General features: G+C 57.9%; 24 protein-coding genes. 4 read left to right on the top strand and 20 right to left on the bottom strand.

Features of this window, described 5'->3' with window-relative positions:
• A partial coding sequence (locus Q1W15_RS17500) for a membrane-targeted effector domain-containing toxin (protein WP_300730645.1) occupies positions 1–1,490 on the top strand: 1,490 nt, incomplete at its 5' end.
• A 55-nt stretch (positions 1,491–1,545) separates the two neighbouring features.
• On the opposite strand, the gene guaA is transcribed toward Q1W15_RS17500, so the two are convergent.
• The 4 genes from guaA to Q1W15_RS17480 form a co-directional block, all read right to left on the bottom strand.
• Positions 1,546–3,123, bottom strand: coding sequence for a glutamine-hydrolyzing GMP synthase (guaA, locus tag Q1W15_RS17495; protein WP_300730644.1), 1,578 nt, complete (start codon positions 3,121–3,123; stop codon positions 1,546–1,548).
• 124 nt (positions 3,124–3,247) lie between these two features.
• Complete coding sequence (guaB, locus tag Q1W15_RS17490) at positions 3,248–4,717, bottom strand: IMP dehydrogenase (RefSeq protein WP_300730642.1); 1,470 nt, start codon at positions 4,715–4,717, stop codon at positions 3,248–3,250.
• A 159-nt stretch (positions 4,718–4,876) separates the two neighbouring features.
• Positions 4,877–5,425, bottom strand: coding sequence for a sugar ABC transporter ATPase (locus Q1W15_RS17485; RefSeq protein ID WP_300730641.1), 549 nt, complete (start codon positions 5,423–5,425; stop codon positions 4,877–4,879).
• Positions 5,426–5,515: 90 nt separating this feature from the next.
• On the bottom strand, positions 5,516–6,265 hold the full coding sequence (locus Q1W15_RS17480) for a sulfite exporter TauE/SafE family protein (RefSeq protein ID WP_300730639.1): 750 nt from the start codon (positions 6,263–6,265) through the stop codon (positions 5,516–5,518).
• Between the two features lie 78 nt (positions 6,266–6,343).
• Between Q1W15_RS17480 and xseA the strand changes: the two genes are divergently transcribed.
• The 3 genes from xseA to leuA all read left to right on the top strand — a co-directional run bounded on the left by xseA (position 6,344) and on the right by leuA (position 10,596).
• Positions 6,344–7,723 carry an exodeoxyribonuclease VII large subunit gene (gene xseA / locus Q1W15_RS17475; RefSeq protein ID WP_300730635.1) on the top strand — a complete coding sequence of 460 codons (1,380 nt, stop codon included), beginning with the start codon at positions 6,344–6,346 and terminating at the stop codon, positions 7,721–7,723.
• A 3-nt stretch (positions 7,724–7,726) separates the two neighbouring features.
• A complete protein-coding gene (locus tag Q1W15_RS17470) occupies positions 7,727–8,551 on the top strand; it encodes a peptidoglycan DD-metalloendopeptidase family protein (protein WP_300730631.1) in 825 nt (274 codons plus the stop codon).
• Between the two features lie 365 nt (positions 8,552–8,916).
• Positions 8,917–10,596, top strand: coding sequence for a 2-isopropylmalate synthase (gene leuA / locus Q1W15_RS17465; RefSeq protein ID WP_300730628.1), 1,680 nt, complete (start codon positions 8,917–8,919; stop codon positions 10,594–10,596).
• Between the two features lie 129 nt (positions 10,597–10,725).
• Here leuA and Q1W15_RS17460 read toward each other — a convergent pair whose 3' ends face one another.
• The 16 genes from Q1W15_RS17460 to iscA all read right to left on the bottom strand — a co-directional run bounded on the left by Q1W15_RS17460 (position 10,726) and on the right by iscA (position 25,386).
• Complete coding sequence (locus Q1W15_RS17460) at positions 10,726–11,517, bottom strand: amidohydrolase (RefSeq protein ID WP_300730626.1); 792 nt, start codon at positions 11,515–11,517, stop codon at positions 10,726–10,728.
• Positions 11,505–12,653 carry a pyridoxal phosphate-dependent aminotransferase gene (locus tag Q1W15_RS17455; RefSeq protein WP_300730621.1) on the bottom strand — a complete coding sequence of 383 codons (1,149 nt, stop codon included), beginning with the start codon at positions 12,651–12,653 and terminating at the stop codon, positions 11,505–11,507. Before Q1W15_RS17455 ends, Q1W15_RS17460 begins: the two co-directional genes overlap by 13 nt.
• A gap of 107 nt (positions 12,654–12,760) precedes the next feature.
• On the bottom strand, positions 12,761–14,230 hold the full coding sequence (gene der / locus Q1W15_RS17450) for a ribosome biogenesis GTPase Der (protein ID WP_300730619.1): 1,470 nt from the start codon (positions 14,228–14,230) through the stop codon (positions 12,761–12,763).
• 138 nt (positions 14,231–14,368) lie between these two features.
• A complete protein-coding gene (gene bamB / locus Q1W15_RS17445; protein WP_300730617.1) occupies positions 14,369–15,520 on the bottom strand; it encodes an outer membrane protein assembly factor BamB in 1,152 nt (383 codons plus the stop codon).
• Positions 15,513–16,154: a tetratricopeptide repeat protein gene (locus tag Q1W15_RS17440; RefSeq protein WP_300730616.1), complete on the bottom strand. Its 642-nt coding sequence runs from the start codon at positions 16,152–16,154 to the stop codon at positions 15,513–15,515. Before Q1W15_RS17440 ends, bamB begins: the two co-directional genes overlap by 8 nt.
• Positions 16,155–16,194: 40 nt before the next feature.
• Positions 16,195–17,484: a histidine--tRNA ligase gene (gene hisS / locus Q1W15_RS17435; RefSeq protein ID WP_300730614.1), complete on the bottom strand. Its 1,290-nt coding sequence runs from the start codon at positions 17,482–17,484 to the stop codon at positions 16,195–16,197.
• A 22-nt stretch (positions 17,485–17,506) separates the two neighbouring features.
• Positions 17,507–18,616 (bottom strand): flavodoxin-dependent (E)-4-hydroxy-3-methylbut-2-enyl-diphosphate synthase, encoded by a 1,110-nt coding sequence (ispG, locus tag Q1W15_RS17430; RefSeq protein WP_048378090.1) that lies wholly within the window; start codon positions 18,614–18,616, stop codon positions 17,507–17,509.
• Between the two features lie 3 nt (positions 18,617–18,619).
• Positions 18,620–19,594 carry a RodZ family helix-turn-helix domain-containing protein gene (locus Q1W15_RS17425; protein WP_300730611.1) on the bottom strand — a complete coding sequence of 325 codons (975 nt, stop codon included), beginning with the start codon at positions 19,592–19,594 and terminating at the stop codon, positions 18,620–18,622.
• Positions 19,594–20,352, bottom strand: coding sequence for a type IV pilus biogenesis/stability protein PilW (gene pilW / locus Q1W15_RS17420; RefSeq protein WP_300730609.1), 759 nt, complete (start codon positions 20,350–20,352; stop codon positions 19,594–19,596). Before pilW ends, Q1W15_RS17425 begins: the two co-directional genes overlap by 1 nt.
• 12 nt (positions 20,353–20,364) lie before the next feature.
• Complete coding sequence (gene rlmN / locus Q1W15_RS17415) at positions 20,365–21,513, bottom strand: 23S rRNA (adenine(2503)-C(2))-methyltransferase RlmN (protein ID WP_300730607.1); 1,149 nt, start codon at positions 21,511–21,513, stop codon at positions 20,365–20,367.
• 28 nt (positions 21,514–21,541) lie between these two features.
• Entirely contained in the window at positions 21,542–21,967 is a 426-nt protein-coding gene (gene ndk, locus Q1W15_RS17410) for a nucleoside-diphosphate kinase (protein ID WP_010457859.1), read from the bottom strand.
• Between the two features lie 94 nt (positions 21,968–22,061).
• A complete protein-coding gene (gene iscX / locus Q1W15_RS17405; RefSeq protein ID WP_300730604.1) occupies positions 22,062–22,262 on the bottom strand; it encodes a Fe-S cluster assembly protein IscX in 201 nt (66 codons plus the stop codon).
• A gap of 12 nt (positions 22,263–22,274) precedes the next feature.
• Positions 22,275–22,616, bottom strand: coding sequence for an ISC system 2Fe-2S type ferredoxin (gene fdx, locus Q1W15_RS17400; RefSeq protein WP_094993093.1), 342 nt, complete (start codon positions 22,614–22,616; stop codon positions 22,275–22,277).
• A gap of 3 nt (positions 22,617–22,619) precedes the next feature.
• On the bottom strand, positions 22,620–24,482 hold the full coding sequence (gene hscA / locus Q1W15_RS17395; RefSeq protein WP_300730598.1) for a Fe-S protein assembly chaperone HscA: 1,863 nt from the start codon (positions 24,480–24,482) through the stop codon (positions 22,620–22,622).
• A 50-nt stretch (positions 24,483–24,532) separates the two neighbouring features.
• Positions 24,533–25,054 carry a co-chaperone HscB gene (gene hscB, locus Q1W15_RS17390; protein WP_300730596.1) on the bottom strand — a complete coding sequence of 174 codons (522 nt, stop codon included), beginning with the start codon at positions 25,052–25,054 and terminating at the stop codon, positions 24,533–24,535.
• An 8-nt stretch (positions 25,055–25,062) separates the two neighbouring features.
• Positions 25,063–25,386, bottom strand: coding sequence for an iron-sulfur cluster assembly protein IscA (gene iscA / locus Q1W15_RS17385; protein ID WP_300730595.1), 324 nt, complete (start codon positions 25,384–25,386; stop codon positions 25,063–25,065).
• Positions 25,387–25,444: the final 58 nt, after the last annotated feature.

The raw sequence follows: 25,444 nt of genomic DNA, 5'->3' as shown, positions 1-25,444 counted from the left end.
CAACCGGCAGTTGGGACGCACTGCGCCCATTCGAGACGAATGTAGTACTTGGCAGCAAACCTGGCACAGGGTTTCTTGAAGGTATCCATATGCAGGATGGGCAGTTTTACGCACTGATCGACGACATGCCGTACCAAGTGCGTTTTGTACCCGAACTGCAATCCTGGACCGTCGTAGCCCCTGATAACCCTTTCTCTTTTTACAAAAGCTTGCCGATCCGCCTGGATGCTGCAGGCCAGTGGCGCCCGGTAGAACGCCTTGGCCTCAACGGGGGCATGCTTTCGAGCCTGAAAATCTGGGGTCGGCCGTCAGCAAGCGCAAGCGTGCCGCCCTTGCCCGGCACCCCTTACGAAATACCAGCTGACTTGCGCGCCTCACTGACGGATGTTTCCGATGATGAGATTACAGGTGCGCGAGCGTTCCTCGACGCCCCGGATCGACAGGCCGCCATAGCCCGCTTCCGCCAGCTGCGTGATCAGTTGGCGGCCGATGCCGATGCGTTCATGGCCACAGTGCAAACACCGCCACGTCCACAGATACCCGAAATCCCCGCCAACGCTTCATCCAAAACCGTTTTCAAAACCCTGTACCAGAACACCAACGGCTTGGTGATTGGCGAAGCGCACAGTGGCCTTGGCAGCAAGCGATTGCTGATCGACAACATGCGCCTGCTACGCAAGCTGAAGGTAAATACGCTGTACATGGAGCACTTCACCACCGACTTTCAGCAAGCAGACATCGATACCTTCAACCGCACAGGCGTGATGCCGCAGGAGCTGGATCGCTATGTAGAAGGCCAGGATGTCGGCCACCGCACCGACGCCGAAGGCCGCTACACCTTTCGGCAGGTACTGGTCAGCGCACAGAAAAACGGCGTACGCATACAGCCCATCGACTGCATGGCCAGTTACCGCCAGGCGTGGGCGACACCCGTTTCCGATGTGGCACGCCAGCGCATGATGAACTTCCATGCACACTTGATTATCGAGGCAGACCAGGCAGCGCGCGGCTCGGGAAAATGGATTGCGCTGGTCGGGAGTACACACGCCAACACCTTCCATGGCGTCACCGGCCTGGCTGAAACAGAAGGCGCGCTAGGCCTTCGTGTCGAAGATCGCCCGATCGGCGAACCTGATGCTAACAGCACAGACCCAGGTGCGGATGCCCAGGACGACGATGGCGCGTTAAGGCATGTGCAAAGCGACCTGCGGCTACGCGCCGGAGTGTTGACCACCCGCCCGCCATCAGCGGATTTTGAAAGCCTGCTGGTAAGGCCTGGCGATTACGCGATCGAACGTACCAATGGCCAGGAATACCTGATCAACCGCAGCCGGGATTCGACCTTGCGACGCACGCTGATCAAGCGCGATGGGCGGTTTTACTACGTGGAGCGCCCCGACTGGCCGGCCATTCATGAACGTCGCTTTCAAAACCTTGCCGAGCTTCATGCCCGGCTGAGATTACGCGGCATGCGACACATCGCTCCTTGAGCCAGGCAAGGCACAGATACGACAAGGGCGCCTTGCGGCGCCCTTGTGGCTCAACTTATTCCCACTCGATAGTGGCCGGCGGCTTGCTCGACACGTCGTAGGTAACGCGCGAGATGCCTTCGATTTCGTTGATGATACGGCCGCTGACGGTTTCCAGCAGCTCGTATGGCAGGTGTGCCCAACGCGCGGTCATGAAGTCCACGGTCTCGACGGCACGCAGGGCGACAACCCAAGCGTAGCGACGGCCGTCGCCAACAACGCCAACCGACTTGACCGGCTGGAACACCACGAATGCCTGGCTGGTCTTGTGGTACCAGTCGGCCTTGCGCAGCTCTTCGATGAAGATGTGGTCGGCGCGACGCAGGATGTCGGCGTATTCCTTCTTCACTTCACCAAGGATACGCACGCCCAGGCCCGGGCCCGGGAACGGGTGGCGGTAGACCATGTCGTACGGCAGGCCGAGTTCCAGGCCCAGGCGGCGGACTTCGTCCTTGAACAGCTCACGCAGGGGTTCAACCAGCTTGAGGTTCATGTCGTCCGGCAGGCCGCCCACGTTGTGGTGCGACTTGATGACGTGGGCCTTGCCGCTTTTAGCGCCAGCCGACTCGATTACGTCCGGGTAGATGGTGCCTTGGGCCAGGTACTTGATGTTGTCCAGCTTGCTGGATTCTGCATCAAACACGTCGATAAAGGTGCGGCCGATGATTTTGCGCTTTTTCTCAGGGTCGCTTTCGCCCGCCAGGTTGTTCAAGAACTGGTCGGCCGCGTTGGCGCGGATCACCTTGACGCCCATGTTCTCAGCAAACATGGCCATCACTTGTTCACCCTCGTGCAGGCGCAGCAGGCCGTTGTCCACGAATACGCAGGTCAACTGGTCGCCAATGGCCTTGTGCAGCAAGGCCGCCACAACGGAGGAGTCAACGCCGCCGGACAGGCCCAGCAAGACGTTGTCAGTGCCAACCTGGGCACGGATGTTGGCGATAGCGTCTTCCGCAATTTTCGACGGCGTCCACAGGGCTTCGCAGCCGCAGATGTCGAGGATAAAGCGCGAGAGGATGCGGCCGCCCTGCTTGGTGTGGGTCACTTCCGGGTGGAACTGCACGCCGTAATAACCGCGCGCATCGTTGTACATGCCGGCAATCGGGCAGCTCGGGGTGCTGGCCAGGATGTGGAAGTCAGAAGGCATTTTGGTGACTTTGTCACCGTGGCTCATCCACACGTCCAGGCCGAACAGGCCGTCTGCGTCGATATGGTCTTCGATGCCGTCGAGCAGGCGGCTTTTGCCAACCACGTCTACGCGGGCATAACCGAACTCACGCAACTCGGAACCTTCGACCTTGCCACCCAGCTGTTCAGCCATGGTTTGCATGCCGTAGCAGATGCCAAAGACCGGTACGCCCAGGTCGAACACCGCTTGAGGGGCGCGCGGGCTGTCGGCTTCGTGAACCGATTCCGGGCCGCCGGCAAGGATGATGCCTTTAGGGGCGAATTCGCGAATCGCGGCGTCATCCATGTCAAACGGGTGCAGTTCGCAGTAAACGCCGATTTCGCGAACGCGGCGGGCGATCAGCTGGGTGTACTGGGAACCGAAGTCCAGGATCAGGATGCGGTGAGCGTGAATGTCGAGGGACATAGGAGAAACTCTGAAAAGCAGTTGCAAGCTTTGAGCTGCAAGCTGCAAGTAATCGGAGCTGCGCGGTCACTGTGGTTACACAGCGCCGCTTGCAGCTTATAACTTGTGGCTTCTAGCTAGCGGGTCAGCCTACACGATAGTTAGGGGCTTCTTTGGTGATCTGCACGTCGTGGACGTGGGATTCAGCCATGCCGGCACCCGTGATGCGGACAAACTCGGGCTTGGTACGCATTTGCTCGATATCGGCGCAGCCGGTGTAACCCATCGAGGAACGCAGACCGCCCATCAGTTGGTGCACGATCGCAGTCAGGGAACCTTTGTAGGCCACGCGGCCTTCGATGCCTTCCGGAACCAACTTCTCGGCACCTGCCGACGAGTCCTGGAAGTAACGGTCGGAAGAACCCTGGGATTGCGACATCGCACCCAGCGAACCCATGCCGCGGTAAGCCTTGTACGAACGGCCCTGATACAGTTCGATTTCACCCGGTGCCTCTTCAGTACCGGCGAACATCGACCCCATCATCACGCAGGATGCACCGGCAACGATGGCTTTGGACAAGTCACCCGAGAAACGGATGCCACCGTCAGCGATCAACGGAACGCCGGTGCCTTCAAGGGCAGCGGCAACATTGGCAATCGCGCTGATTTGCGGAACACCCACACCGGCCACGATACGGGTGGTGCAGATCGAGCCTGGGCCGATACCGACTTTAACGGCATCAGCGCCCGCCTCAGCCAAGGCCAGAGCGGCAGCGCCGGTGGCGATGTTGCCGCCAATCACCTGAACGTCAGGGAAGTTCTGCTTGACCCAACGCACGCGGTCGATCACGCCTTTGGAGTGACCGTGAGCCGTGTCAACCACCACTACGTCAACGCCAGCAGCTACCAGTGCGGAAACACGGTCTTCGGTGTCCTTGCCGGTACCGACCGCCGCGCCTACACGCAGACGACCCTGGTCGTCCTTGCTGGCCAGCGGGTAAGCCTTGGCTTTTTCGATGTCGTTAACGGTCATCATGCCTTTAAGGGCGAATTTGTCGTCGACGATCAAGACGCGCTCGATGCGGTGTTTGTGCAACAACTCACGCGCTTCGTTCTTGTTAGCGCCTTCCTTGACCGTGACCAGGCGCTCTTTAGGCGTCATCACGTCACGAACGGAGGCTTCGAGGCGGTTTTCAAAGCGTACGTCACGGGACGTCACAATGCCGACCAGGTCGCCGTTTTGCAGGACCGGAACGCCGGAAATGTTGTGCTGGCGGGTCAACTCAAGCAGTTCACGCACGGTGGCGTCGGCTTCGATGGTGATGGGTTCTTTAACCACACCGGCCTCGAAACGCTTGACCTTGCGCACTTCGTGAGCTTGCTGCTCGATGGTCATGTTCTTGTGGATGATACCGATACCGCCTTCCTGAGCCATGGCAATGGCCAGACGCGCTTCAGTCACGGTGTCCATCGCGGCGGAAACCAGCGGAATATTCAGTTCAATGCCACGGGTCAAACGAGTCTTTAGGCTGACTTCGTTCGGAAGAACCTCGGAATAACCGGGGACGAGAAGGATGTCATCGAAGGTGAGTGCTTCTTGGCTGATACGCAGCATCGCTGGGGCTCCCGAGCGGGAAAATGGAAGCGCGCCATTGTACGTAAAACACCGGCTTCTCTCAACGGAAACCTTTAGAGAGTTTTGCGCTAAAGACCCATGATTAGCTGACTTTGAAGGCAGAAATTGAACCGCCGCCGCGGCGACGGAATCTGCACCTTACAGTTCGACCGTGACCCACGCCACCGGCTGGTCCAGCCAATCGGCAAACTCGTCGAGGAAGCTTTGTTTGAATCCCGCCTGCGCCCAGTTGTTGAAAATAAACCCCAAATTGGAAAACCCGCACGGCTGCAAAAACAGGAAACCGTTGATGTCGTCTTCATGGCCACACAGCGGGCAAATGAAGTTATCGGTGCGCGCCGGCATCCAGTCTTCGAGGCTCTCAAACAGCGCCTCACCGACTTCCTGGCGGCATTCGGCGCAGCCCGCTTCCTCCAGAAAGCCCTTGGCCGGCGTGTAAATACAGCGCTTGGTGATGATCTCCAGGCCATTGACCGGCTCACCAAAAGGCAACGCCTCGGGGTGCAGCACAACACTGGCAGCGCCCGGCGCGATGGCGTACGCCATGCCGTTGCCGGTGCGGCCACAGGTGGTCAGCGTTTCTTCAATAATGTTTTTGCGCACCAGCCAACGTACGATGGCGCGGGCACGGGGTTCGTGGACCGGCAAGGTGGAAATTTTAGGGACGATGATGCTTTGCGAATTCATGAGTACGGCACATATAAATAAAAAGAAAACACCCCTGTAGGCGCGAGCTTGTGCTTTAAAAAGATCAAAAGATCGCGAGCAAGCTCGCTCCTACGAAGTGGTCACGTAGCGCGCAATCAGCACAACACCACTTGCCAGCACCAGCCAGGTCACCAGCCGGACAAAGGCGTCGCGTGACAATTTGATCGCCAGTTTACGCCCTATCCACAGCCCCAGCGCCATGGCTGGCAAGAGAAAGGCGGCCAGCCAGAGCAACTCGCCATCCGCGTACACACCGGCGATCACAAACAGGCTCAAGCGCACCACCGTACTGCAACTGATCAACGCGCTTTGCGTGGCCCGCGCGGCCTCCTTAGGCAAGCGCGCATTGAGGTAGATCGCATACAGAAAGCCGCCGCTGCCAAACAATGCACCAAATAACCCCCCCACCACGCCCGTCGGCACGGCCCATGCGGCTGAAACGTGCGCCGGCCGGAGCTTCACGGCCAGGCTGTATAGCGCGTAGGCGGTGATAAAAACCCCCATTAACAGCAGCAACAGGTCGGACTTGAGGCTCAGCAAAAACACCACCCCCACCACGCAGCCGACGGCCATGCACGGCAGCAATCGCAGCAATTCCGGGCGCGCAACATCACGCCGGGCCGGCAACCAGTTACCAAACGCTGCGATGAAATCCAGCAGGACCAGCAGCGGGATGATTTTTGACAGCGGCAGGCACAGAATCAGCAAGGGCCCGGCCACGAGGGCCGTGCCAAACCCCGCAACACCAAACACGATGTAGGCCAGGGCGATGGCCAACTCAAGCAACACCCATTCAGCGCCAGTAAAAGACAGGTCCATCTGCTTGCTTCCTTTTTTAAGTGGCGCGACTGTAACCAGACAGGTGCAGTCATCACAATCCACCCTTATGATGGCCCCATGATTAAAGATCCCTTCGCACGACTCAACCTCGACCGAGAAGTCCTGACCGTCAGCCAACTCAACGGCCGCGCACGGGTGCTGCTCGAAGACGTGTTCAGCAATATCTGGGTCGAAGGCGAAATCTCCAACCTCGCCCGCCCGGCGTCTGGTCATGTGTATTTCACCCTCAAGGACAGCGGTGCGCAGGTGCGTTGCGCGTTGTTTCGCAACAATGCGGCACGGGTGCGCCAGGCCTTGAAAGATGGCCTGGCGGTGAAAGTGCGCGGCAAGGTGTCGCTATTTGAGGGTCGGGGCGATTACCAGCTGATCCTCGACACAGTCGAACCCGCCGGCGATGGCGCTTTGCGGCTGGCCTTTGACGCGTTGAAAGAGAAGCTTTCGGCTGAAGGGCTGTTCAGCACCGAGCGCAAGGCCGCCCTCCCCGCCCACCCGCAACGTATCGGTATTATCAGTTCGCCCACCGGGGCCGTGATCCGCGACATCATCAGCGTTTTTAAACGCCGCGCACCGCAGGTTGAACTGACATTAATCCCCACCGCCGTGCAGGGCCGCGAAGCCACAGCGCAGATTGTGCGAGCCTTGAAGCTGGCCGATGGCGGCGGGTTCGATGCGCTGATCCTGGCCCGGGGCGGTGGCTCGCTGGAAGACTTGTGGTGTTTTAACGAAGAGGCCGTGGCCCGCGCCATTGACGCTTGCGTTACGCCTATCGTGAGTGCCGTCGGGCATGAAACCGATGTGTCCATCAGTGACTTTGTCGCCGACGTACGGGCCCCCACGCCTTCAGCCGCCGCCGAATTGCTGGCCCCTGATTCCAGCGACCTGCAACACCGTATTGAGAGCCTGCACCGTCGTTTGGTGATGCGTATCCGCGATCGCCTGATGCGTGATCGCTTGCGCCTTGAGGGTCTATCCCGCCGCTTGCGCCACCCCGGTGAACGCCTGCGCCAGCAAGCCCAGCGCCTGGACGACCTGGACATGCGCATGCGCCGGGCCTTTGAACGCAGCCTCAATACCCGTCGCGAGCGTTTGATTCGCCTCGAAACGCGGCTGGCGGCCCAGCATCCTGGCCGTCAATTGGCGTTGTTGCGCCAGCGTCTGGACAGCTTGGCCGAGCGCCTGCCTCGTGCCATGCGCGATGGGCTCAAAGCGCGCCGCCTGCTCTTGCAAAGCCAGGTGCAAACGCTGCATGTGGTCAGCCCTTTGGCCACGCTGGGCCGGGGCTACAGTATTTTGCTCGATGAGCGCGGCAACGCCATCCGCAGCGCCGGGCAAACGCAAAACGGCCAACGCTTGAAGGCCCGCCTGGGCGAAGGCGAACTGTACGTGCGCGTTGAAGATAATCACCTCACGCCTGCCACCCTCTCATTACTGGACTGATCGATGCTGCGTTTTTTCTCTGCCCTGCTAGTGCTGTGCCTGAGCGTCAATGCCCATGCTGCTGACAGCTACATCACCCGTTTGCTGAATAAACCCGTGCCGGGCGGCGTAGCCGTGATTGAGCTGGGCACTGGCGCGCAAGCCCCCAAAGCCACCTATCAAGGCAAACCGGTTCTGGTGATCAAGGAGCAGGACACCTGGCGCGCGATTGTCGGCATTCCCCTGACCGTCAAGCCTGGCACTCAAAACATCAGCAGCGGCGGGCGCACCCTCAATTTCGCGGTCGGTCACAAAAAATACCCCGAGCAACGCATCACATTGAAAAACCAGCGCCAGGTCAATCCGAACCCGGACGATATCAAGCGCATCGACAACGAGCTGGCCGTACAACTCAAGGCCTACCGCACGTTCAGCCCGACTACGCCGAGCAACCTGTTGCTGGACAAACCCGTTAACGGGCCGCTATCGAGCAAGTTTGGCGTACGTCGCTTCTTTAACGGTGAGGAGCGTAACCCGCATGCCGGGCTGGACTTTGCAGTGCCGGCGGGCACGCCAATCAAAACGCCCGCGGCCGGTAAAGTGATTCTGGTCGGTAACTACTTTTTCAATGGCAACACTGTGTTTGTCGACCATGGTCAAGGCTTCATCAGCATGTTCTGCCACCTGTCCAAGATCGATGCCAACGTCGGCCAGCAACTGGCGCGCGGCGATGTGGTGGGCAAGGTGGGCTCGACCGGGCGCGCTACAGGTCCGCACATGCACTGGAACATCAGCCTTAATGATGCGCGAGTGGACCCGGCCATTTTTATCGGGGCATTTCAACCCTGAGACACACGGGCTAGCGATTCGACTTAGCTGCGGTGAGACCCCATCACCGCAATTGCGCAGGACGAGAAGGCTGCGCAAAAAAAGCGAGCCATCTGCAACTTATCAGCTATAAAATCTCGCTCCACGCGCAGATAACAGAACTTCTATCAATTATTTCTGACTGCTTGCCATATTTCACCCCGACAGTTAGGGTTGGGCTTATGAAAACCTCTCACACCCTCATCCAGCGTCGCCAGCATCTGAGCCTGTGCCTTGTCAGCGCACGACTGCCAGGCTGAATCGATCTGTCTCGTCCCCGGCTTTATCCCTTATAAACGCTTTCTGGCAGGCCGCCTTTTCTCGGCCCTACAACAAGGATTCTCCCGATGAGCATGCTCAAGAACCCGTCTTCCAAGTACCGCCCATTTCCTGTCATTGATTTGCCTGACCGGACCTGGCCATCGAAAACCATCACGGCCGCGCCGATCTGGTGCAGCTCCGACCTGCGCGACGGCAACCAGTCGCTGATCGAGCCGATGGATGCGGTGAAGAAGCTGCGTTTCTGGAAGACGTTGGTGAGTGTGGGCGTTAAAGAGATCGAAGCCTCGTTTCCGGCAGCGTCGCAAACTGACTTCGACTTCGTGCGTACCTTGATCGAAGACGGCCACATCCCGGATGACACCACCATTCAGGTGCTCACCCAAGGCCGCGAAGATTTGATCGCGCGCACTTTCGAATCGTTGCGCGGCGCGAAAAAGGCCATCGTGCATTTGTACAATGCGACCTCACCGTCGTTCCGCCGCATCGTGTTCAACCAAGACAAGGACGGCATCAAGGAAATCGCCGTCAGCGCGGCCAAGCTGTTCGTCAAATACGCCGCTCAACAGCCAGACACCCAGTGGACCTTCGAGTACTCCCCAGAGACGTTCAGCGCCACTGAACTGGAGTTCGCCAAGGAAGTGTGTGACGCCGTGATCGAGGTCTGGAACCCGACACCAGAGCACAAAGTGATCCTCAACTTGCCTGCAACCGTTGAGTGCGCCACCCCGAACATCTATGCCGACCAGATCGAATGGTTCGGTCGCCACATCAACCGCCGTGACAGCGTGATTATCAGCCTGCACACCCACAACGACCGTGGCACGGGTGTTGCCGCTACCGAACTGGGCTTGATGGCCGGCGCAGATCGCGTCGAAGGCTGCCTGTTCGGTAACGGCGAACGCACCGGCAACGTCGACTTGGTGACCGTGGCCCTGAACATGTACACCCAAGGCCTGGACCCGCAACTGGACTTCTCCGACATCGACGGCGTGCGTAAAGTCGTCGAAGAGTGCAACCAGATCCCGGTTCACCCGCGTCACCCGTATGTGGGCGACCTGGTGCACACGGCGTTCTCCGGCTCGCACCAGGACGCCATCCGTAAAGGCTTCGCCCAGCAAAAGCCAGACGCACTGTGGGAAGTCCCGTATTTACCAATTGACCCGGCCGACATTGGCCGTAGCTATGAAGCGGTCATCCGGGTGAACAGCCAGTCGGGTAAAGGCGGGATTGCTTACCTGCTGGAGCAGGAGTACGGCATCAGCCTGCCGCGCCGCATGCAGATCGAATTCAGCCAAGTGGTTCAGCGTGAAACCGATCGTTTGGGCCTCGAAATGACGGCTAAACAGATTCACAGCTTGCTGCACAGTGAATACCTGCAAGCCAATACCCCTTACGCCTTGGTCAGCCACCGCCTGCAGGAAGAGAACGGTCACAGCGCAGTTGACGTTGAAGTGTCAGCCAAAGGCGACGGTGAAACCAACCTGCGCTGGAGTGGCACCGGCAACGGCGCACTGGAAGCGCTGGTGGCAGGTTTACCCGTCAACGCTGAAATAATGGACTACAACGAACACGCCATCGGCGCGGGCACCAACGCCAAAGCGGCAGCCTATATCGAACTGCGCGTGAATGGCGAACGTGCGGTGCACGGTGTGGGTATTGATGAAAACATCACCACCGCCAGTTTCAAAGCCCTGTTCAGCGCGCTGAACCGCTCGCTGACCGAGGCTGAGGCTAAAGCAGCATAACCGCACACACGAAACACCAAAGGCCCCGAGGTTCACACCTCGGGGCCTTTTTAATGCCCGATGGGCTTGCACTCGGTTGATGCTTAAAAGATCGCGAGCAACCGAGCGTCGACCGGCCGCTCCTACGGCTTAGTGAATCTCAAAATCGTCGGCATCCATGTACGCCGGAAAGCGCTCGCGGTATGCCGACAGGTCTGCCACGCTGAGGCTCATGGTGAACACACCGTCTGCTTCACCTGCACTCAGCAATGACTCACCCTGAAAGTCCAGGACCTGGCTGTCACCGGTATACACCAGGCCTTTACCATCCGTGCCCACACGGTTGACTGCAGCGACGTAACACAGGTTTTCGATGGCACGGGCCGGCAGCAAACGGTTCCAGTGCAAACGACGCGAACCTGGCCAATTGGCGGTGTAGATCAGCAAGTCGGTGTCGTGCGGGTCGCAACTCCACACCGGGAAACGCAAGTCGTAGCAAATCAGCGGGCGAATACGCCAACCCTTCACTTCGAACTCAACCTGACGCTCACCCGGTGTGAAGTGCTCATGCTCGCCCGCCATGCGGAACAAGTGGCGCTTGTCGTAGTGCAACACTTCGCCATCAGGCCGGGCCCAGAGCAGACGATTGCGATGGCTGCCATCAGCCGCCTGCACAATCACGCTTCCGGTTACCACGGCATTGAGCCGTTGGGCCTGAGCGCGCAACCAGTGCGTGGTCGGGCCATTTTCAGGCTCGGCCAGAGCTTGCGACTCCATGGTAAAACCAGTAGTGAACATTTCGGGCAATACGACCAGATCCGCGCCCTGAACCTGCGAAAGCAGATCGTCAAAATGATCAAGGTTAGCCTGACGGTCATGCCACACCAGCGAGGTCTGCACCAAGGCCACAGTTAAATCGGTTAAGCCACTTAGATCACGCATAGTTTCTCTGCTGCTTCACGCAGCGTCTCCTCGCGTTTTGCAAAACATAGACGAACCAGCCGCTGCCCTTCGGGCGGGGTCTGGTAAAACACCGAAACCGGGATTGTCGCCACACCGTGTTCACGGGTCAGCCACATGGCCATGTCGACATCATTAAGATCCGGGCGAATAGGGGAATAGTCCACTAACTGAAAATAGGTACCCGCTACCGGCGTGAAGGTAAACCGTGAGGGCTTCAATACATCACAAAACAGGTCGCGCTTGGCCTGGTAAAACGCGGGTAACGCTTCAACGTGCTCAGGGTGTGCGGCCATAAAATCGGCCAGCGCGTACTGCAACGGCGTTACACCGCAAAAGCTGACGTATTGGTGAACCTTACGCAGCTCTGCCGTCAATGCCGGCGGTGCCACCACATAACCGGTTTTCCAGCCCGTGACGTGATACGTCTTACCGAACGAACTGACCACGAAAGCGCGATGGTACAACTGCGCATGTGACAAAACACTGACGTGAGGCACGCCGTCAAACACCAAGTGTTCGTACACCTCATCGCTGATCAGGTAGATGTCACGGTTTTCGATAAGCTTGGCCAACTGGTCCAGCTCGGCCCGTGTAATCAACGCACCGCTGGGGTTATGCGGGCTGTTAAGAATGATCATGCGAGTGCGCGGTGTCAGCGCGTCTTCGAGCTTCTGCCAATCGATGGAGAAATCACTCAGGCCCAATTGCACATGCACGCACCGACCACCCGCCAATTCAACCGCAGGTTCGTAACTGTCATAGCAAGGGTCGAACACAATAACTTCGTCACCGGCGTGGATCACCGCCTGAATGGCACAAAAGATCGCCTGGGTCGCACCCGGGGTGATGGTCACTTCAGTATCGGCGTTGACCTGTACCCCGTAACTGCGGGCAATCTTGGCCGCCACTTGCTGGCGCAAGGCGGGTAGACCGGTCATGGGAGAATATTGGTTATGGCCGCTGGCGATATATTGGCCAACTGCATCAAGCAGTGCTTGCGGGCCATCAAAGTCAGGGAAGCCCTGAGACAGGTTAAGCGCGCCGGTTTCAGCCGCGAGCTGCGACATGCGCGTAAAGATAGTGGTGCCGACATTCGGCAACTTGCTGGTAATCATGAACGTGGACCCTTTTAGGGAGCTGCAAGTAGTAAGCCTCAAGCTGCAAGCTAAAAGCATATCTGCTCTAACTTACAGCTTGCAGCTCAAAACTTACAACTAGCGCATCAGCGCTTGTCTCTACGTTTTTTATCCGCTTTCTTGTGGTGCGACATCATGCGGCGCTTCTTGTTTACCTGACGGTCAGTCAACGAGTTTTTGTTGGCTTCGTAAGGGTTCTCACCGCCTTTGAACTCGATGCGGATCGGCGTACCGACCAGCTTCAAGACACGACGGTACGTGTTTTCAAGATAACGAACGTAGGACTTCGGAACCTTTTCAACCTGGTTACCGTGGATCACGATAATCGGCGGGTTAGCGCCACCCAAGTGCGCATAACGCAGCTTGATCCGGCGGCTGTTGACCATCGGCGGCGCATGTTCGCTGACCGCGTCTTCAAGGATCTGGGTCAGGCGGTTGGTCGGCCAGCGCGTGACAGCCGATTTGAAGGAGTTCTGCACCGACTGATACAGGTTACCCACGCCCGTGCCGTGCAAGGCCGAGATAAAGTGGATATCGGCAAAGTCGACGAAGAACAAGCGACGCGTCAGTTCCACCTTCACGAAATCACGTTCGCTCGGGGTCATGCCGTCCCACTTGTTGATCGCGATGACCAGCGCACGACCGGCCTCCAGCGCAAAGCCCAACAGGTTGAGGTCATGGTCTACCACGCCTTCGCGGGCATCCATCACAAAGATCACCACGTTAGCGTCTTTGATCGCCTGCAAGGTTTTGACCACGGAGAACTTTTCAACTTCTTCGTGGATCTTGCCGCGCTTGCGCACACCGGCGGTGTCGATCAGCGTGTACTTCTCGTCATTACGCTCAAACGGGATGTAGATACTGTCACGCGTGGTACCCGGCTGGTCATACACGATCACCCGGTCTTCACCGAGCATGCGGTTAACCAGGGTCGATTTACCGACGTTAGGGCGACCAATGATGGCGATCTTGATGCCGTCTTTTTCGCTTGGGCCCGGAATGCGCTTGGCTTCCTCACCCTCAAGAACAACTTCTTCTTCGCCGTCTTCCGGCTCTTCTTCATCACGCGGGAAGGTGCCCAGGGCAATTTCCAGCAACTGCGTGATACCCCGGCCATGTGCGCCAGCGATGGGAATCGCGTCGCCCATACCCAAGGGTGCAAACTCGGCACGCGCCATGTCCGGGTCGATGTTATCGACTTTGTTGGCCACCACGTAGGAACGCTTGTTACGTTTGCGAAGGTGCTCGCCGATCATCTGGTCCGCGGCCGTGAAACCCGCTTTGGCATCAACCAGGAACAGAACGACATCAGCTTCTTCAATGGCCAGCAGCGATTGCTCAGCCATTTTTTCGTCCATACCGTGCTCGTCACCGGAGATACCGCCGGTGTCGACCAGAATGTAGGAACGCCCTTGCCACTTGGCCTCACCGTATTGGCGATCACGGGTCAGACCGGACAAGTCGCCGACGATGGCGTCACGAGTCCTGGTCAGGCGGTTGAACAAGGTGGACTTGCCGACGTTAGGTCGGCCCACCAGGGCGATTACGGGAACCATGCGGCTCTCCACTTCGTTAATTCAGAAAATACAAAAGCCGCTGCAAGGCAGCGGCCAGAGTTCGGAACAGCACAAATGTGCCGCAAACCTTGCCAGAGCAAGGCTGCTCAAGGCCCTAGAGCCTCAAGCATAGACGCCTTAGCGAATGGTCAGGGCTTCCAGTTTGCCGCTGTTACCAAACACGTAAATCATGTCACCGACCACCAGCGGACGAACACGAAGGCCGTCACTGTCAATACGGGTACGACCCACGAAACGACCATCAACCTGGCTCAACAGGTGCAGATAGCCTTCCATGTCGCCGACAGCCACATAGCTGGAGAAGACCTCAGGTGCCGACAATTGACGGCGCGCCAATGCGTCGTTACTCCACAAGGTGGTGGTGGAACGCTCATCTACACCTTCAACCGTACCGGACGCCAGGCTGACGTAAACGCTGCCAAAGCCTTGAGCAACCCCGGCGTAGCTGGAAGCGTCACGCTGCCACAGCACACGCCCGCTTTCCATATCCAGCGCAGCCATGCGGCCTTGATAGCTGGCAACGTAGAGCGTGCCGCCAGACAGCAGCAAGCCGCCGTCAATATCGACAATACGCTCAAGCTCAGAACGCCCCTGAGGGATAGCAACACGCTGCTCCCACACAGGCACACCGTTTTGAATGTCCAGGGCGACAACTTTACCTGTCGACAGGCCGGCGATAGCCAGGTGATTGCTGACCAACGGGGCACCGGTGCCACGCAAGGTCAACACACCCGGAGTACTGTCGTAGATCCAGCGCTGATCGCCCGTGGAAGCATCCAGGCCAATCAGGTGATCGTCCTGGGTCTGTACCACAACGATATCGCCGTTGTTGGCCGGCGGTGCAAGCACTTCACTGTTGACACGAGCACGCCACTTTTCTTCACCGGTGCTGGCATCCAGAGCAATAACATCCCCCTTCAAAGTACCCAGCATCACCAGCCCATAGCCCACGCCGATAGCGCCAGAGACAGGCTGTTCGAGGTCTTTTTTCCACTGAACGTCGCCGTTCATGCGGTCAAGGGACATCACGATGCCGGTCACATCGGCGGCGTAGAGGGTGTTGCCTTCAACCGCTGGAACCAGCAGGTTGTAGTTCTTGCCCTGACCATCACCGATGGAACGACTCCACTGCTTTTGCAGCACGACTTCTTCTTTGAAGTCGGTCAGTTCAGCGGGTGGAAGTTCTTTTTTGCTGTTGCTGCTGCAACCCGCGGCCAAAACGACCAGAGCCAGCAATGCTGCATGTTTCCATCGGATCACTTCACGCATCCCCTTTGGCCAGGTCGTCCAGCTTGATTTGTAAGCCACCTACTGCCGCTTCATCCGACAGCGCAGCCTTGGCTTTCTCGTAGGCAGCACGTGCGTCTTCAGCACGGCCTTGCTGAACCAGCAAGTCGCCCTTCAGTTCTTCACGGCTGGCCAGGAATGCTTTGTCCGAATCGCCTTCAAGCAGCTTCAGGGCTTCATCGACTTTGCCCTGGGCAGCCAGAACCTGTGCCAGACGCTGACGCGCGACCTCGCTCAGGGTAGCGTTGGCCGGCTTGTCGACAATGATTTTCAGCTCGGTCACTGCATCATCGAGCTTGCCACTCTCCACCGCCACTTTGGCCACAAACAAGCCGCCAAACTGAGCGTAAGCCGAGCCGCCGTATTCGCTTTTCAGCTTACCGGCCAGATCGGCCACGCGAGCCATATCAGGCTGGCCGTTAGGCGTCAGCGTGGTTTCAAGCAACTGTTGGTAGAGAATCGACGCGCCTTGCGACTGATTGCTCTGATATTTGTGCCAAGCCTGCCAACCGAACACCACCACCAGCGCCAACAAGCCGCCTGTGACCAGGGGTTTGCCGTTGCGCTGCCACCAGTCTTTCAACTCGCCCAGCTGATCATCATCGTTACTCGACACCCCAACACTCCTTATTCGCTAAATCGGCTGTTTTACAGCTTCAAGCCTGCACGATGCAGGTGGCCAAGTGCTCTGAAAGAGCATCCCAGGCAATCGTTTGTTGTTCGCCCTGGCCTCGCAGCGGCTTGACGCCTACCACGTGCTGAGCCAGTTCGTCGTCACCCAGAATCAGTGCGTACAACGCACCGCTCTTGTCGGCCTTTTTGAACTGGCTCTTGAAGCTGCCAGCACCGGCATTGATCTGCAGGCGCAGGTTGGGCAGTTGGTCACGAACGCGTTCGCTCAACGCCAGGGCCGCCAGTTCAGCGGCTTCACCGAAAGCGCACAGGTAAACGTCTACCTGACGTGCGATCTCCTCGGGGATTTGTTCAAGGGTTTCCAGCAGCAGGATCAAACGCTCGATGCCCATTGCAAAACCAACACCTGGGGTTGGCTTGCCACCCATTTGTTCAACCAGACCGTCGTAACGGCCACCCGCGCAAACGGTGCCCTGAGCGCCCAGTTTGTCGGTGACCCATTCAAAGACGGTCTTGCTGTAGTAATCGAGCCCACGCACCAATTTTGGGTTGATGACGTAGGGGATACCGGCAGCGTCCAGTCGAGCCTTGAGGCCTTCGAAATGCACGCGCGACTCTTCGTCGAGGTAGTCCACCAGTTTCGGCGCATCGACCAGAACAGCCTGGGTATCGGCATTCTTGGTATCGAGCACACGCAAGGGGTTGGATTTCAAGCGACGCTGGCTGTCTTCGTCCAGTTCGCTCAGGCGCGATGACAGGTAGTCGACCAACGCAGCACGGTAACGGCCACGCGCTTCGCTGGTACCCAGGCTGTTGAGTTCGAGCTTGACGGCATCACGGATGCCCAACTCGCCCCACAGACGCCAGGTCAACACTATCAACTCGGCATCAATGTCCGGACCATCGAGGTTGAACACTTCGACCCCGATTTGGTGAAACTGACGATAACGGCCTTTTTGTGGACGCTCGTGGCGGAACATCGGGCCGATGTACCACAACTTCTGCACCTGGCCGCCGCCTGTAATGCCGTGTTCGAGAGCTGCGCGCACGCAGGCTGCCGTGCCTTCCGGGCGCAAGGTCAGCGAATCGCCGTTGCGGTCCTCGAAGGTGTACATCTCTTTTTCTACGATATCCGTCACTTCACCGATCGAGCGCTTGAACAACTCGGTGAACTCGACGATAGGCATACGAATTTGCTTATAACCGTAGTTATCCAGCAAGCGCGATACCGTGCCTTCAAAGTAACGCCACAACGGCGTCTGCTCCGGCAGGATATCGTTCATGCCACGAATGGCTTGCAGTGACTTGCTCACAAAAAATCCTTAATTCGTTTGATTAGCCGCGCGCGATAACCGCAGCATCAGCTTCGACCTTTTCGGCCGCTTTCTGGCGGATAAGCCTCTCGAGTTCATCCACCAGATTGTCATTCGTCAGTTTTTGCGACGGTTTTCCGTCGATATAAATCAGGTTTGGCGTTCCGCCTGTCAGGCCTACATGCGCTTCCTTGGCTTCACCGGGGCCGTTTACCACACAGCCAATCACAGCGACATCCAGGGGTACCAACAAGTCTTCAAGACGAACTTCAAGCTCGTTCATGGTTTTCACCACGTCGAAGTTCTGCCGAGAGCAACTGGGGCACGCGATAAAGTTGATGCCTCGCGAACGCAGGTGCAGGGACTTGAGAATGTCGTAACCGACTTTGACTTCCTCAACCGGGTCTGCGGCCAGCGAGATGCGAATAGTATCGCCAATTCCTTCGGCAAGCAGCATACCTAGGCCCACGGCAGATTTCACTGTGCCCGAACGCAAACCACCGGCCTCGGTAATACCCAGGTGCAAAGGTTGAACGATTTCCTTGGCCAGCAAACGGTAGGCTTCAACGGCCATGAACACGTCCGACGCCTTTACGCTGACCTTGAAGTCCTTGAAATTCAGACGCTCAAGGTGCTCGACATGGCGTAACGCCGACTCCACCAACGCCGCGGGTGTCGGTTCGCCGTATTTCTTTTGCAGGTCTTTTTCGAGCGAGCCGGCGTTAACCCCGATACGAATCGGAATACCCCGATCACGGGCGGCATCCACCACCGCGCGCACACGGTCTTCGCGCCCGATATTGCCCGGGTTGATGCGCAGGCAGTCGACCCCCAGCTCCGCAACGCGCAGGGCAATGCGGTAATCGAAATGAATGTCTGCCACCAGAGGCACTTTAACCAACTGTTTGATACGACCAAACGCTTCTGCTGCGTCCATATCCGGCACGGAAACCCGCACGATATCGACGCCCGCTGCTTCAAGCCGGTTGATTTGTGCCACGGTCGCAGCGACATCGTTGGTGTCACTGTTGGTCATGCTCTGTACCGCGATGGGCGCATCGCCACCGACGGGTACCGAGCCGACCCAGATTTTGCGCGATTCGCGACGTTTGATTGGTGATTCGCCGTGCATGACTTATTGACCTAACTTCAGACGAGCAGTCTCGCCACTGGTGAAAGGAGCCACATCCACAACCTGACCGTTGTAGGTCACTTGAGCACCACGGGCATAACCCAGGCGCAAGCTCAGTGGAGGTTTGCCGCTCACATCAAGATTCTCGCCCTTGCGCTTCAAGCCACCAAACAGCACCTTGCCAGTGCTATCGGTCACCTGAGTCCAGCAATCAGCGGTGTAGTGCACAACGACCTGACCAGCCCCCGCGACCGGCGCGCTCGCCGGGGTTGCGGGAGCCGCTACCGCCGCCGGCGCGGCAGGAGCGGCAGACGCAACCGGTGCGGTTGCCGTTGTGGCGGGTTGAGTCACAACCGGCGCAGCAGCAGGCGCGGCTGGCAGTGCCAGCGGCGTTGCCACGGGCTGGTCGGCCGCAGGCTCGCCTTCGGCCGGCGGGCTGGCTTCCTGGGACTCGCTGACCGCTTGATCTTCAGGCTCGTCCAGCGGATGGATCTGCGTTGTTCCGTCCGCCCCTTCCACTTCGACATGCTCAGGTGTCAGGCCAATCAGATCTTTGGCGCGCATGGACGTTTGATCCTGCCACCAGATAAAACCGCCACCGATCACCGCCACCAGCAATAGCAGGCTGACGATGCGCAAAATGGTGTGGGAGACACGCACAGGTTCTTCTATTCGCCCCAAGCTGTGTACGTTGCTGCCGTTGGCATCCGTACCGGTGCACTGGTCAAACTCTCGCACCAGGGCCGCCTGGTCCATGCCAAGCAACTTTGCATAGGCACGGATATAGCCGCGCGCAAAGGTATGGCCTGGCAACTTGTCGAACGCACCCGCCTCAAGGTTGCTCAATGAGCTGACCGTAAGGTTGAGCTTCAAGGCAACTTCAGACAACGTCCATCCATTGTGCTCACGGGCCTGACGCAAGGTCTCACCGGGATTGCCACGGGTCGCTGCTGGAACTTCGGGTTGCGCCGCTTTCATCATTGCTCCGACAGGTATTGCTGATATTCCGGCGTGCCGGGATAGAGTCGTTTAAGTTGCTGGCCATAATCGGCAGTCGGGCTGCGTTCGTCGAAGACATTCGCTAGCCGCGCACCGAGCAATAGACTACGTGCATTTTGCCCGCTAAGCAGACTAAAACGAGCGTAAAAATCACGTGCTGGCACATAATGCCTGTCTTCGTAAGACAACTCAGCCATTTCAAGCAACGCCCGAGGTTGCTGACCGTTCAAACGCAGCGCTTTTTCCAGCTGCTGACGCCCTTCATCGCGCTCGCCCAACTTGAGCGAGGTGACCCCCAGGTTCTCGTAGACGCGAGAACGCTCGGGGTACAAGTCATCCGCCACCGCGCTCAGAAACTGCTCTCGGGCCTCCTGATAACGTTGCTGGCCGAACAGAAAGCTGCCGTAATTATTGCGAATGCGCGCATCGGCAGGTCGCCCGTTTAACGCCGTACGAAACGCTTGCTCGGCGAGGTCGAACTCCATCTGCGACTCAAACACCAACGCCAGTGCAGCGTTGGCGTCCGGATCAGACTTGTCGAGCTCAAGGGCCTTACTCAAGGGAATTTTAGCCTGCTCGGTCATTCCCTGCTGAAGGTAGCCTAACCCCAGCTGCACATAAGCCTGACGCGCCTCGTCTCGCCCCGTGTCGGTGGACATCGGGCCTGAATCGCCCGATGACACGCAGCCAGCCAGCAGGCTGGCCCAAACAACAGAAAGCGCGGCGCGCAAGATCATGGATGTCCTCTCTCAGGGAGCCGACGCGGCGTTTTGCACTGGCTCGCCATCAGCCTGGAGTTCACGCGCCGCGATGATACGCGAGCTGCGACGGGTACGGTCATTGACCTGCCCGACCAACTGCCCGCACGCCGCATCGATGTCTTCGCCACGGGTGGTGCGCACGGTCACGTTATAACCGGCCTGCTGCAACAGCTCCTGGAAGCGGCGAATGGCGTTATTGCTTGGACGCTCATAGCCCGAATGCGGGAAGGGGTTGAACGGGATCAGGTTGATCTTGCAAGGAGTGTCCTTGAGCAACTCGATCATTTCGCGGGCGTGATCAACATGGTCGTTCACGTCTTTGAGCAAGGTGTACTCGACGGTCAACACGCGTTTCTCGCCCAAGGTCGCCATATAACGACGGCAAGAATCAAGCAGCATGGCCAGCGGATACTTCTTGTTGATCGGTACCAACTGACTGCGCAGTTCGTCATTCGGTGCATGCAGCGACAATGCCAGCGACACGTCGATGTGCTTGGCCAGTTCGTCGATCATCGGTACCACGCCCGATGTGGATAACGTCACTCGGCGCTTGGAAATGCCATAGCCCAGGTCATCCATCATCAGATGCATGGCGGCGATCACATTGTCGAAATTCAGCAGCGGCTCACCCATGCCCATCATCACCACGTTGGTGATGGCACGGTCGATGGTTGCCGGAACACTGCCGAAGGATTTGTTGGCAATCCACACCTGGCCGATGACTTCGGCGGCGGTGAGGTTGCTATTGAAGCCTTGCTTGCCGGTGGAGCAGAAACTGCAATCCAGGGCACAGCCAGCCTGGGACGAAACGCACAAGGTGCCGCGCTTGCCCGAGGGAATGTATACGGTCTCGACGCAGCTGCCGGACTCTACACGTACCACCCATTTACGGGTGCCATCGCTGGAGATGTCCTCGCTGACGACTTCAGGCCCACGAACCTCAGCAATAGCCTTGAGCTTGTCACGCAAGGCCTTGCTGACGTTAGTCATGGCGTCGAAATCATCGACGCCAAAGTGGTGAATCCACTTCATGACCTGACCGGCACGGAAACGCTTCTCCCCGATTGAGTCGAAGAATTTCTCCATTTCCGGTTGAGTCAAACCCAACAGGTTGGTTTTGCCAGTCGTTGCAATCATGTCTTCACCCTCACTCACAAGCCAATACTTAGCGAGTGGTTACTTCAGTAGCTGCGAAAAAGTACGAGATTTCGCGTGCAGCAGCGGCTTCCGAATCGGAACCGTGAACAGCGTTAGCGTCGATGGAATCAGCGAAATCAGCACGGATGGTGCCAGCAGCGGCTTCTTTAGGGTTGGTAGCGCCCATCAGTTCGCGGTTCAGAGCGATAGCGTTTTCGCCTTCCAGAACCTGAACAACCACAGGACCGGAGATCATGAAAGCAACCAGGTCGCCGAAGAAGCCACGCGCGCTGTGCTCAGCGTAGAAGCCTTCAGCTTCTGCTTTGGACAGTTGCTTCATTTTCGAAGCTACAACCTTCAGGCCGGCTTTTTCAAAACGAGTAGTGATCTCACCGATAACGTTTTTTGCAACAGCGTCAGGCTTGATGATGGAGAAAGTGCGTTGAACAGCCATGGTGTAACTCCAGAAACAGTGATTTAAGCGAAAAATTAAACCCGCGAATTATACGCGGGTTCTTGGGTCTTGCATAATTACGTCGATTACAAGCTTAGTCAGCTTCTTCGATCCACAAACCCTGAATGGCTTCGAGAACCTTTTCACCCCCGCGATCAGGGATATCGTCAAATTCTGGCAGTGCCATGACCAAATCGCGCAATTTGACGAAGTTCACCGACAGCGGATCGACATCCGGGTGAGCTTCAGCCAGTTGTATGGCGATTTCCTGTACATCAACCCATTTCAGGCTCATGACCCTTCCTTATCAGTGCGGCGCTTCTGCGGCATGGTTGAGCGAGTACTTTGGAATCTCGACCGTGAGGTCTTCAGTACCCACCTTGGCCTGACAGCTCAGACGCGATTGCGCTTCAAGACCCCAGGCACGATCCAGGTAGTCTTCTTCCAGCTCATCCGCTTCTTCGAGCGAGTCAAACCCTTCACGAATGATGCAATGGCAGGTCGTGCAAGCACAGACTCCACCACACGCACTTTCGATCTCAATATGGTTTTCGTGGGCGACTTCGAGAATGGACTTGCCGGTCTCAGCCTCTACAACCATACCGTCCGGGCAATGCTCGGCGTGGGGCAGAAAAATGATCTGCGGCATCAGTTATTCCTCAATTTCATTCAGGTTGCGACCCGACAGGGCAGCCTTGACGGTCAAATCCATGCGGCGGGCAGCAAACGCATCGGTCACCTGCGACAAACGCTTGGTCTGCTGCTCGATGGCATAACCATCGGAGCCTTTCAACAACTCGGACAATTCCTGCATTTGCAGCTCGATGACCATGCGCTCTTCAGCATCCAGCAGTCGCTCGCCATCGACATCAAGAGCCGCCTGCACCGCTTCGATCAGGCGCTGCGCATCCACCTGCTGCTCACGCAACACCCGGGCAACTTTGTCGTCACTGGCGTATTGGAACGAATCCTTGAGCATCTTGGCGATTTCGCCGTCGGTCAGGCCGTAGGACGGCTTGACCTGAATATTTGCCTCAACGCCCGAGCCCAACTCACGGGCCGATACATTCAGCAAGCCATCCGCATCCACCTGGAAGGTCACGCGGATTTTTGCCGCACCCGCCACCATCGGCGGAATGCCACGCAACTCAAACCGCGCCAGGGAGCGGCAATCACTGATCAGCTCACGCTCGCCCTGCAATACATGAATCATCATGGCCGTCTGGCCATCTTTATACGTCGTGAAATCTTGCGCTCGCGCCACAGGAATCGTCGTATTGCGCGGAATGACTTTCTCCATCAGGCCGCCCATCGTTTCCAGGCCCAACGACAGAGGAATAACGTCAAGCAGCAGCAATTCGCCACCTTCACGCTTGTTGCCCGCCAAGGTATCAGCCTGAATGGCCGCACCAATGGCCACCACCTGGTCCGGATCAATGTCCGTCAACGGCTGGCGACCAAACATATCGGCCACCGCTTCGCGCACACGCGGTACGCGGGTTGAACCGCCCACCATCACCACCGCCTGGACTTCATCCAGCTCAATGTTCGAGTCACGCACCGCACGACGGCAAGCCTTGAGGCTGCGCGCGATCATTGGCTCAATCAGGGCATCGAAGGCCTCACGGGTCAACGCGGCATGCCAATCGCCATAAGCAACCGTCACCGAGGCCGCATCAGTCAGACCCTCTTTGGCCGCGCAAGCGATTTGCAGCAGCTCGCGCTGAGCCCCCGGAGCCAGATCCGCAGACAAACCTGCCTGCTCAACGATCCAGTTTGCGATGGCGTGATCGAAATCATCGCCACCCAACGCACTGTCGCCGCCGGTTGCCAGAACTTCGAAGACGCCCCCGGTCAAACGCAGTATCGAAATATCGAACGTGCCGCCGCCCAGGTCATAGATAGCAACGATACCTTCGGCCTGCTGATCGAGCCCATACGCCACGGCAGCAGCCGTAGGCTCATTGAGCAAACGCAGCACATTCAGGCCTGCCAGCTTGGCCGCATCCTTGGTCGCTTGACGCTGAGCGTCATCAAAGTAAGCCGGAACGGTAATGACCGCCCCCACCAACTCGCCACCCAAGGCTTTTTCGGCCCGTTCGCGAAGCGCCATCAAAATATCAGCTGACACCTGCACCGGGCTTTTAGGCCCCTGGACAGTGTCGATAAACGGCATGTGCGACTCGCCGCCGACAAAACGGTACGGCAACTGCTCGCCAAGCTGCTTGACGTCGGACAGACCACGACCCATCAAACGCTTGACCGACAGCACGGTATTGAAAGGGTCGCTTGAAGCCGCCAGACGAGCAGATTCACCCACCTCAATGCGGTCGGCGTGATAGCGCACCGCCGAAGGCAGGATGACCTTGCCATCCGCATCGGCCAGCGGCTCGGAAAGACCACTGCGCAATGCAGCGACCAGCGAATTGGTGGTGCCCAAGTCGATCCCCACAGCCAGACGTCGCTGGTGCGGTTGAGGACTTTGGCCGGGTTCGGCGATCTGCAGTAGGGCCATCGTTATCAGGACTTATCTGTAATCAGGCGTGCAATCAGGAAAGCACGGAGTTAATCGTCGAGGCGCTCTTCTAACTGGCGCACTTCGTAAGTGAGCTTGTCGAGGAACTGCATGCGGCGCATCAGGCGTTCAGCCTGTTCACGCTGGGCAGCATCATTCCAACAAGCAGCGAAGCTGTCGTTCAATTCATTCTGGGCCAATTTCAACCGGCGCTTGAATGCAGCAACACCGTCTATATCGGCGCTGTCCTGCAGATCTTCAAGCTCTTCGCGCCACTGCATCTGCTGCAGCAGAAACTCGGGATCGTGCACCGTGACTTCCAGCGGCATCTCACGCCCATTCATCGCAAGCAGGTAACGCGCGCGCTTGGGTGGGCTCTTGAGCGTCTGATAAGCCTCGTTAAGGCTCGCGGATTGCTCTAGCGCCAGTCGTTGCTCACGTTCGGAAGCATCCGCAAAGCGGTCAGGATGTACGCCACGCGCCAACTCACGGTAACGCGCGGCCAACTGCTCGAGGTCCAGCGTAAAGCTCGGTTGCAGTTCAAATAGAGCGAAATGACAAGGAGTACCCACGAGTTGCCTCAGATGTTGAAGCTTTCGCCGCAGCCACATTCACCGCGCACGTTAGGGTTGTTGAACTTGAAGCCTTCATTGAGGCCCTCCTTGACGAAGTCCAGCTCTGTACCGTCAAGGTAGGTCAAGCTCTTGGGATCGATGATCACTTTTTCGCCGTGGGTTTCAAAGACCTGGTCTTCCTCGCCCACTTCATCGACAAACTCCAGCACATAGGCAAGGCCGGAGCAGCCCGTGGTGCGAACACCCAGACGAATCCCCTCACCTTTACCGCGCCCGTCGAGGGAGCGACGAATGTGCTTGGCCGCCGCTTCTGTCATGCTGATAGCCATCGTGACTCCTTACCTATCGCCAGTATCATCAGCCCGCTCATGCCACCAGGGCATGGGC

This window comes from Pseudomonas sp., assembly GCF_030150285.1.
Taxonomy (GTDB): Bacteria; Pseudomonadota; Gammaproteobacteria; order Pseudomonadales; family Pseudomonadaceae; genus Aquipseudomonas.
This window is presented reverse-complemented; position numbering and strand designations above follow the sequence as displayed.

What these genes read in the sequence shown, in the direction of transcription:
- Q1W15_RS17460 (WP_300730626.1), bottom strand. Translation starts at nt 11,517, where the DNA reads ATGCGTGATCTAAGTGGCTTAACCGATTTAACTGTGGCCTTGGTGCAG.
- Q1W15_RS17455 (WP_300730621.1), bottom strand. Translation starts at nt 12,653, where the DNA reads ATGATTACCAGCAAGTTGCCGAATGTCGGCACCACTATCTTTACGCGC.
- bamB (WP_300730617.1), bottom strand. Translation starts at nt 15,520, where the DNA reads ATGCGTGAAGTGATCCGATGGAAACATGCAGCATTGCTGGCTCTGGTC.
- Q1W15_RS17425 (WP_300730611.1), bottom strand. Translation starts at nt 19,594, where the DNA reads ATGAAAGCGGCGCAACCCGAAGTTCCAGCAGCGACCCGTGGCAATCCC.
- hscA (WP_300730598.1), bottom strand. Translation starts at nt 24,482, where the DNA reads ATGGCCCTACTGCAGATCGCCGAACCCGGCCAAAGTCCTCAACCGCAC.
- guaA (WP_300730644.1), bottom strand. Translation starts at nt 3,123, where the DNA reads ATGTCCCTCGACATTCACGCTCACCGCATCCTGATCCTGGACTTCGGT.
- Q1W15_RS17480 (WP_300730639.1), bottom strand. Translation starts at nt 6,265, where the DNA reads ATGGACCTGTCTTTTACTGGCGCTGAATGGGTGTTGCTTGAGTTGGCC.
- ispG (WP_048378090.1), bottom strand. Translation starts at nt 18,616, where the DNA reads ATGCACGGCGAATCACCAATCAAACGTCGCGAATCGCGCAAAATCTGG.
- xseA (WP_300730635.1), top strand. Translation starts at nt 6,344, where the DNA reads ATGATTAAAGATCCCTTCGCACGACTCAACCTCGACCGAGAAGTCCTG.
- Q1W15_RS17470 (WP_300730631.1), top strand. Translation starts at nt 7,727, where the DNA reads ATGCTGCGTTTTTTCTCTGCCCTGCTAGTGCTGTGCCTGAGCGTCAAT.
- leuA (WP_300730628.1), top strand. Translation starts at nt 8,917, where the DNA reads ATGAGCATGCTCAAGAACCCGTCTTCCAAGTACCGCCCATTTCCTGTC.
- guaB (WP_300730642.1), bottom strand. Translation starts at nt 4,717, where the DNA reads ATGCTGCGTATCAGCCAAGAAGCACTCACCTTCGATGACATCCTTCTC.
- pilW (WP_300730609.1), bottom strand. Translation starts at nt 20,352, where the DNA reads ATGATCTTGCGCGCCGCGCTTTCTGTTGTTTGGGCCAGCCTGCTGGCT.
- rlmN (WP_300730607.1), bottom strand. Translation starts at nt 21,513, where the DNA reads ATGATTGCAACGACTGGCAAAACCAACCTGTTGGGTTTGACTCAACCG.
- iscX (WP_300730604.1), bottom strand. Translation starts at nt 22,262, where the DNA reads ATGAGCCTGAAATGGGTTGATGTACAGGAAATCGCCATACAACTGGCT.
- ndk (WP_010457859.1), bottom strand. Translation starts at nt 21,967, where the DNA reads ATGGCTGTTCAACGCACTTTCTCCATCATCAAGCCTGACGCTGTTGCA.
- Q1W15_RS17485 (WP_300730641.1), bottom strand. Translation starts at nt 5,425, where the DNA reads ATGAATTCGCAAAGCATCATCGTCCCTAAAATTTCCACCTTGCCGGTC.
- iscA (WP_300730595.1), bottom strand. Translation starts at nt 25,386, where the DNA reads ATGGCTATCAGCATGACAGAAGCGGCGGCCAAGCACATTCGTCGCTCC.
- der (WP_300730619.1), bottom strand. Translation starts at nt 14,230, where the DNA reads ATGGTTCCCGTAATCGCCCTGGTGGGCCGACCTAACGTCGGCAAGTCC.
- fdx (WP_094993093.1), bottom strand. Translation starts at nt 22,616, where the DNA reads ATGCCGCAGATCATTTTTCTGCCCCACGCCGAGCATTGCCCGGACGGT.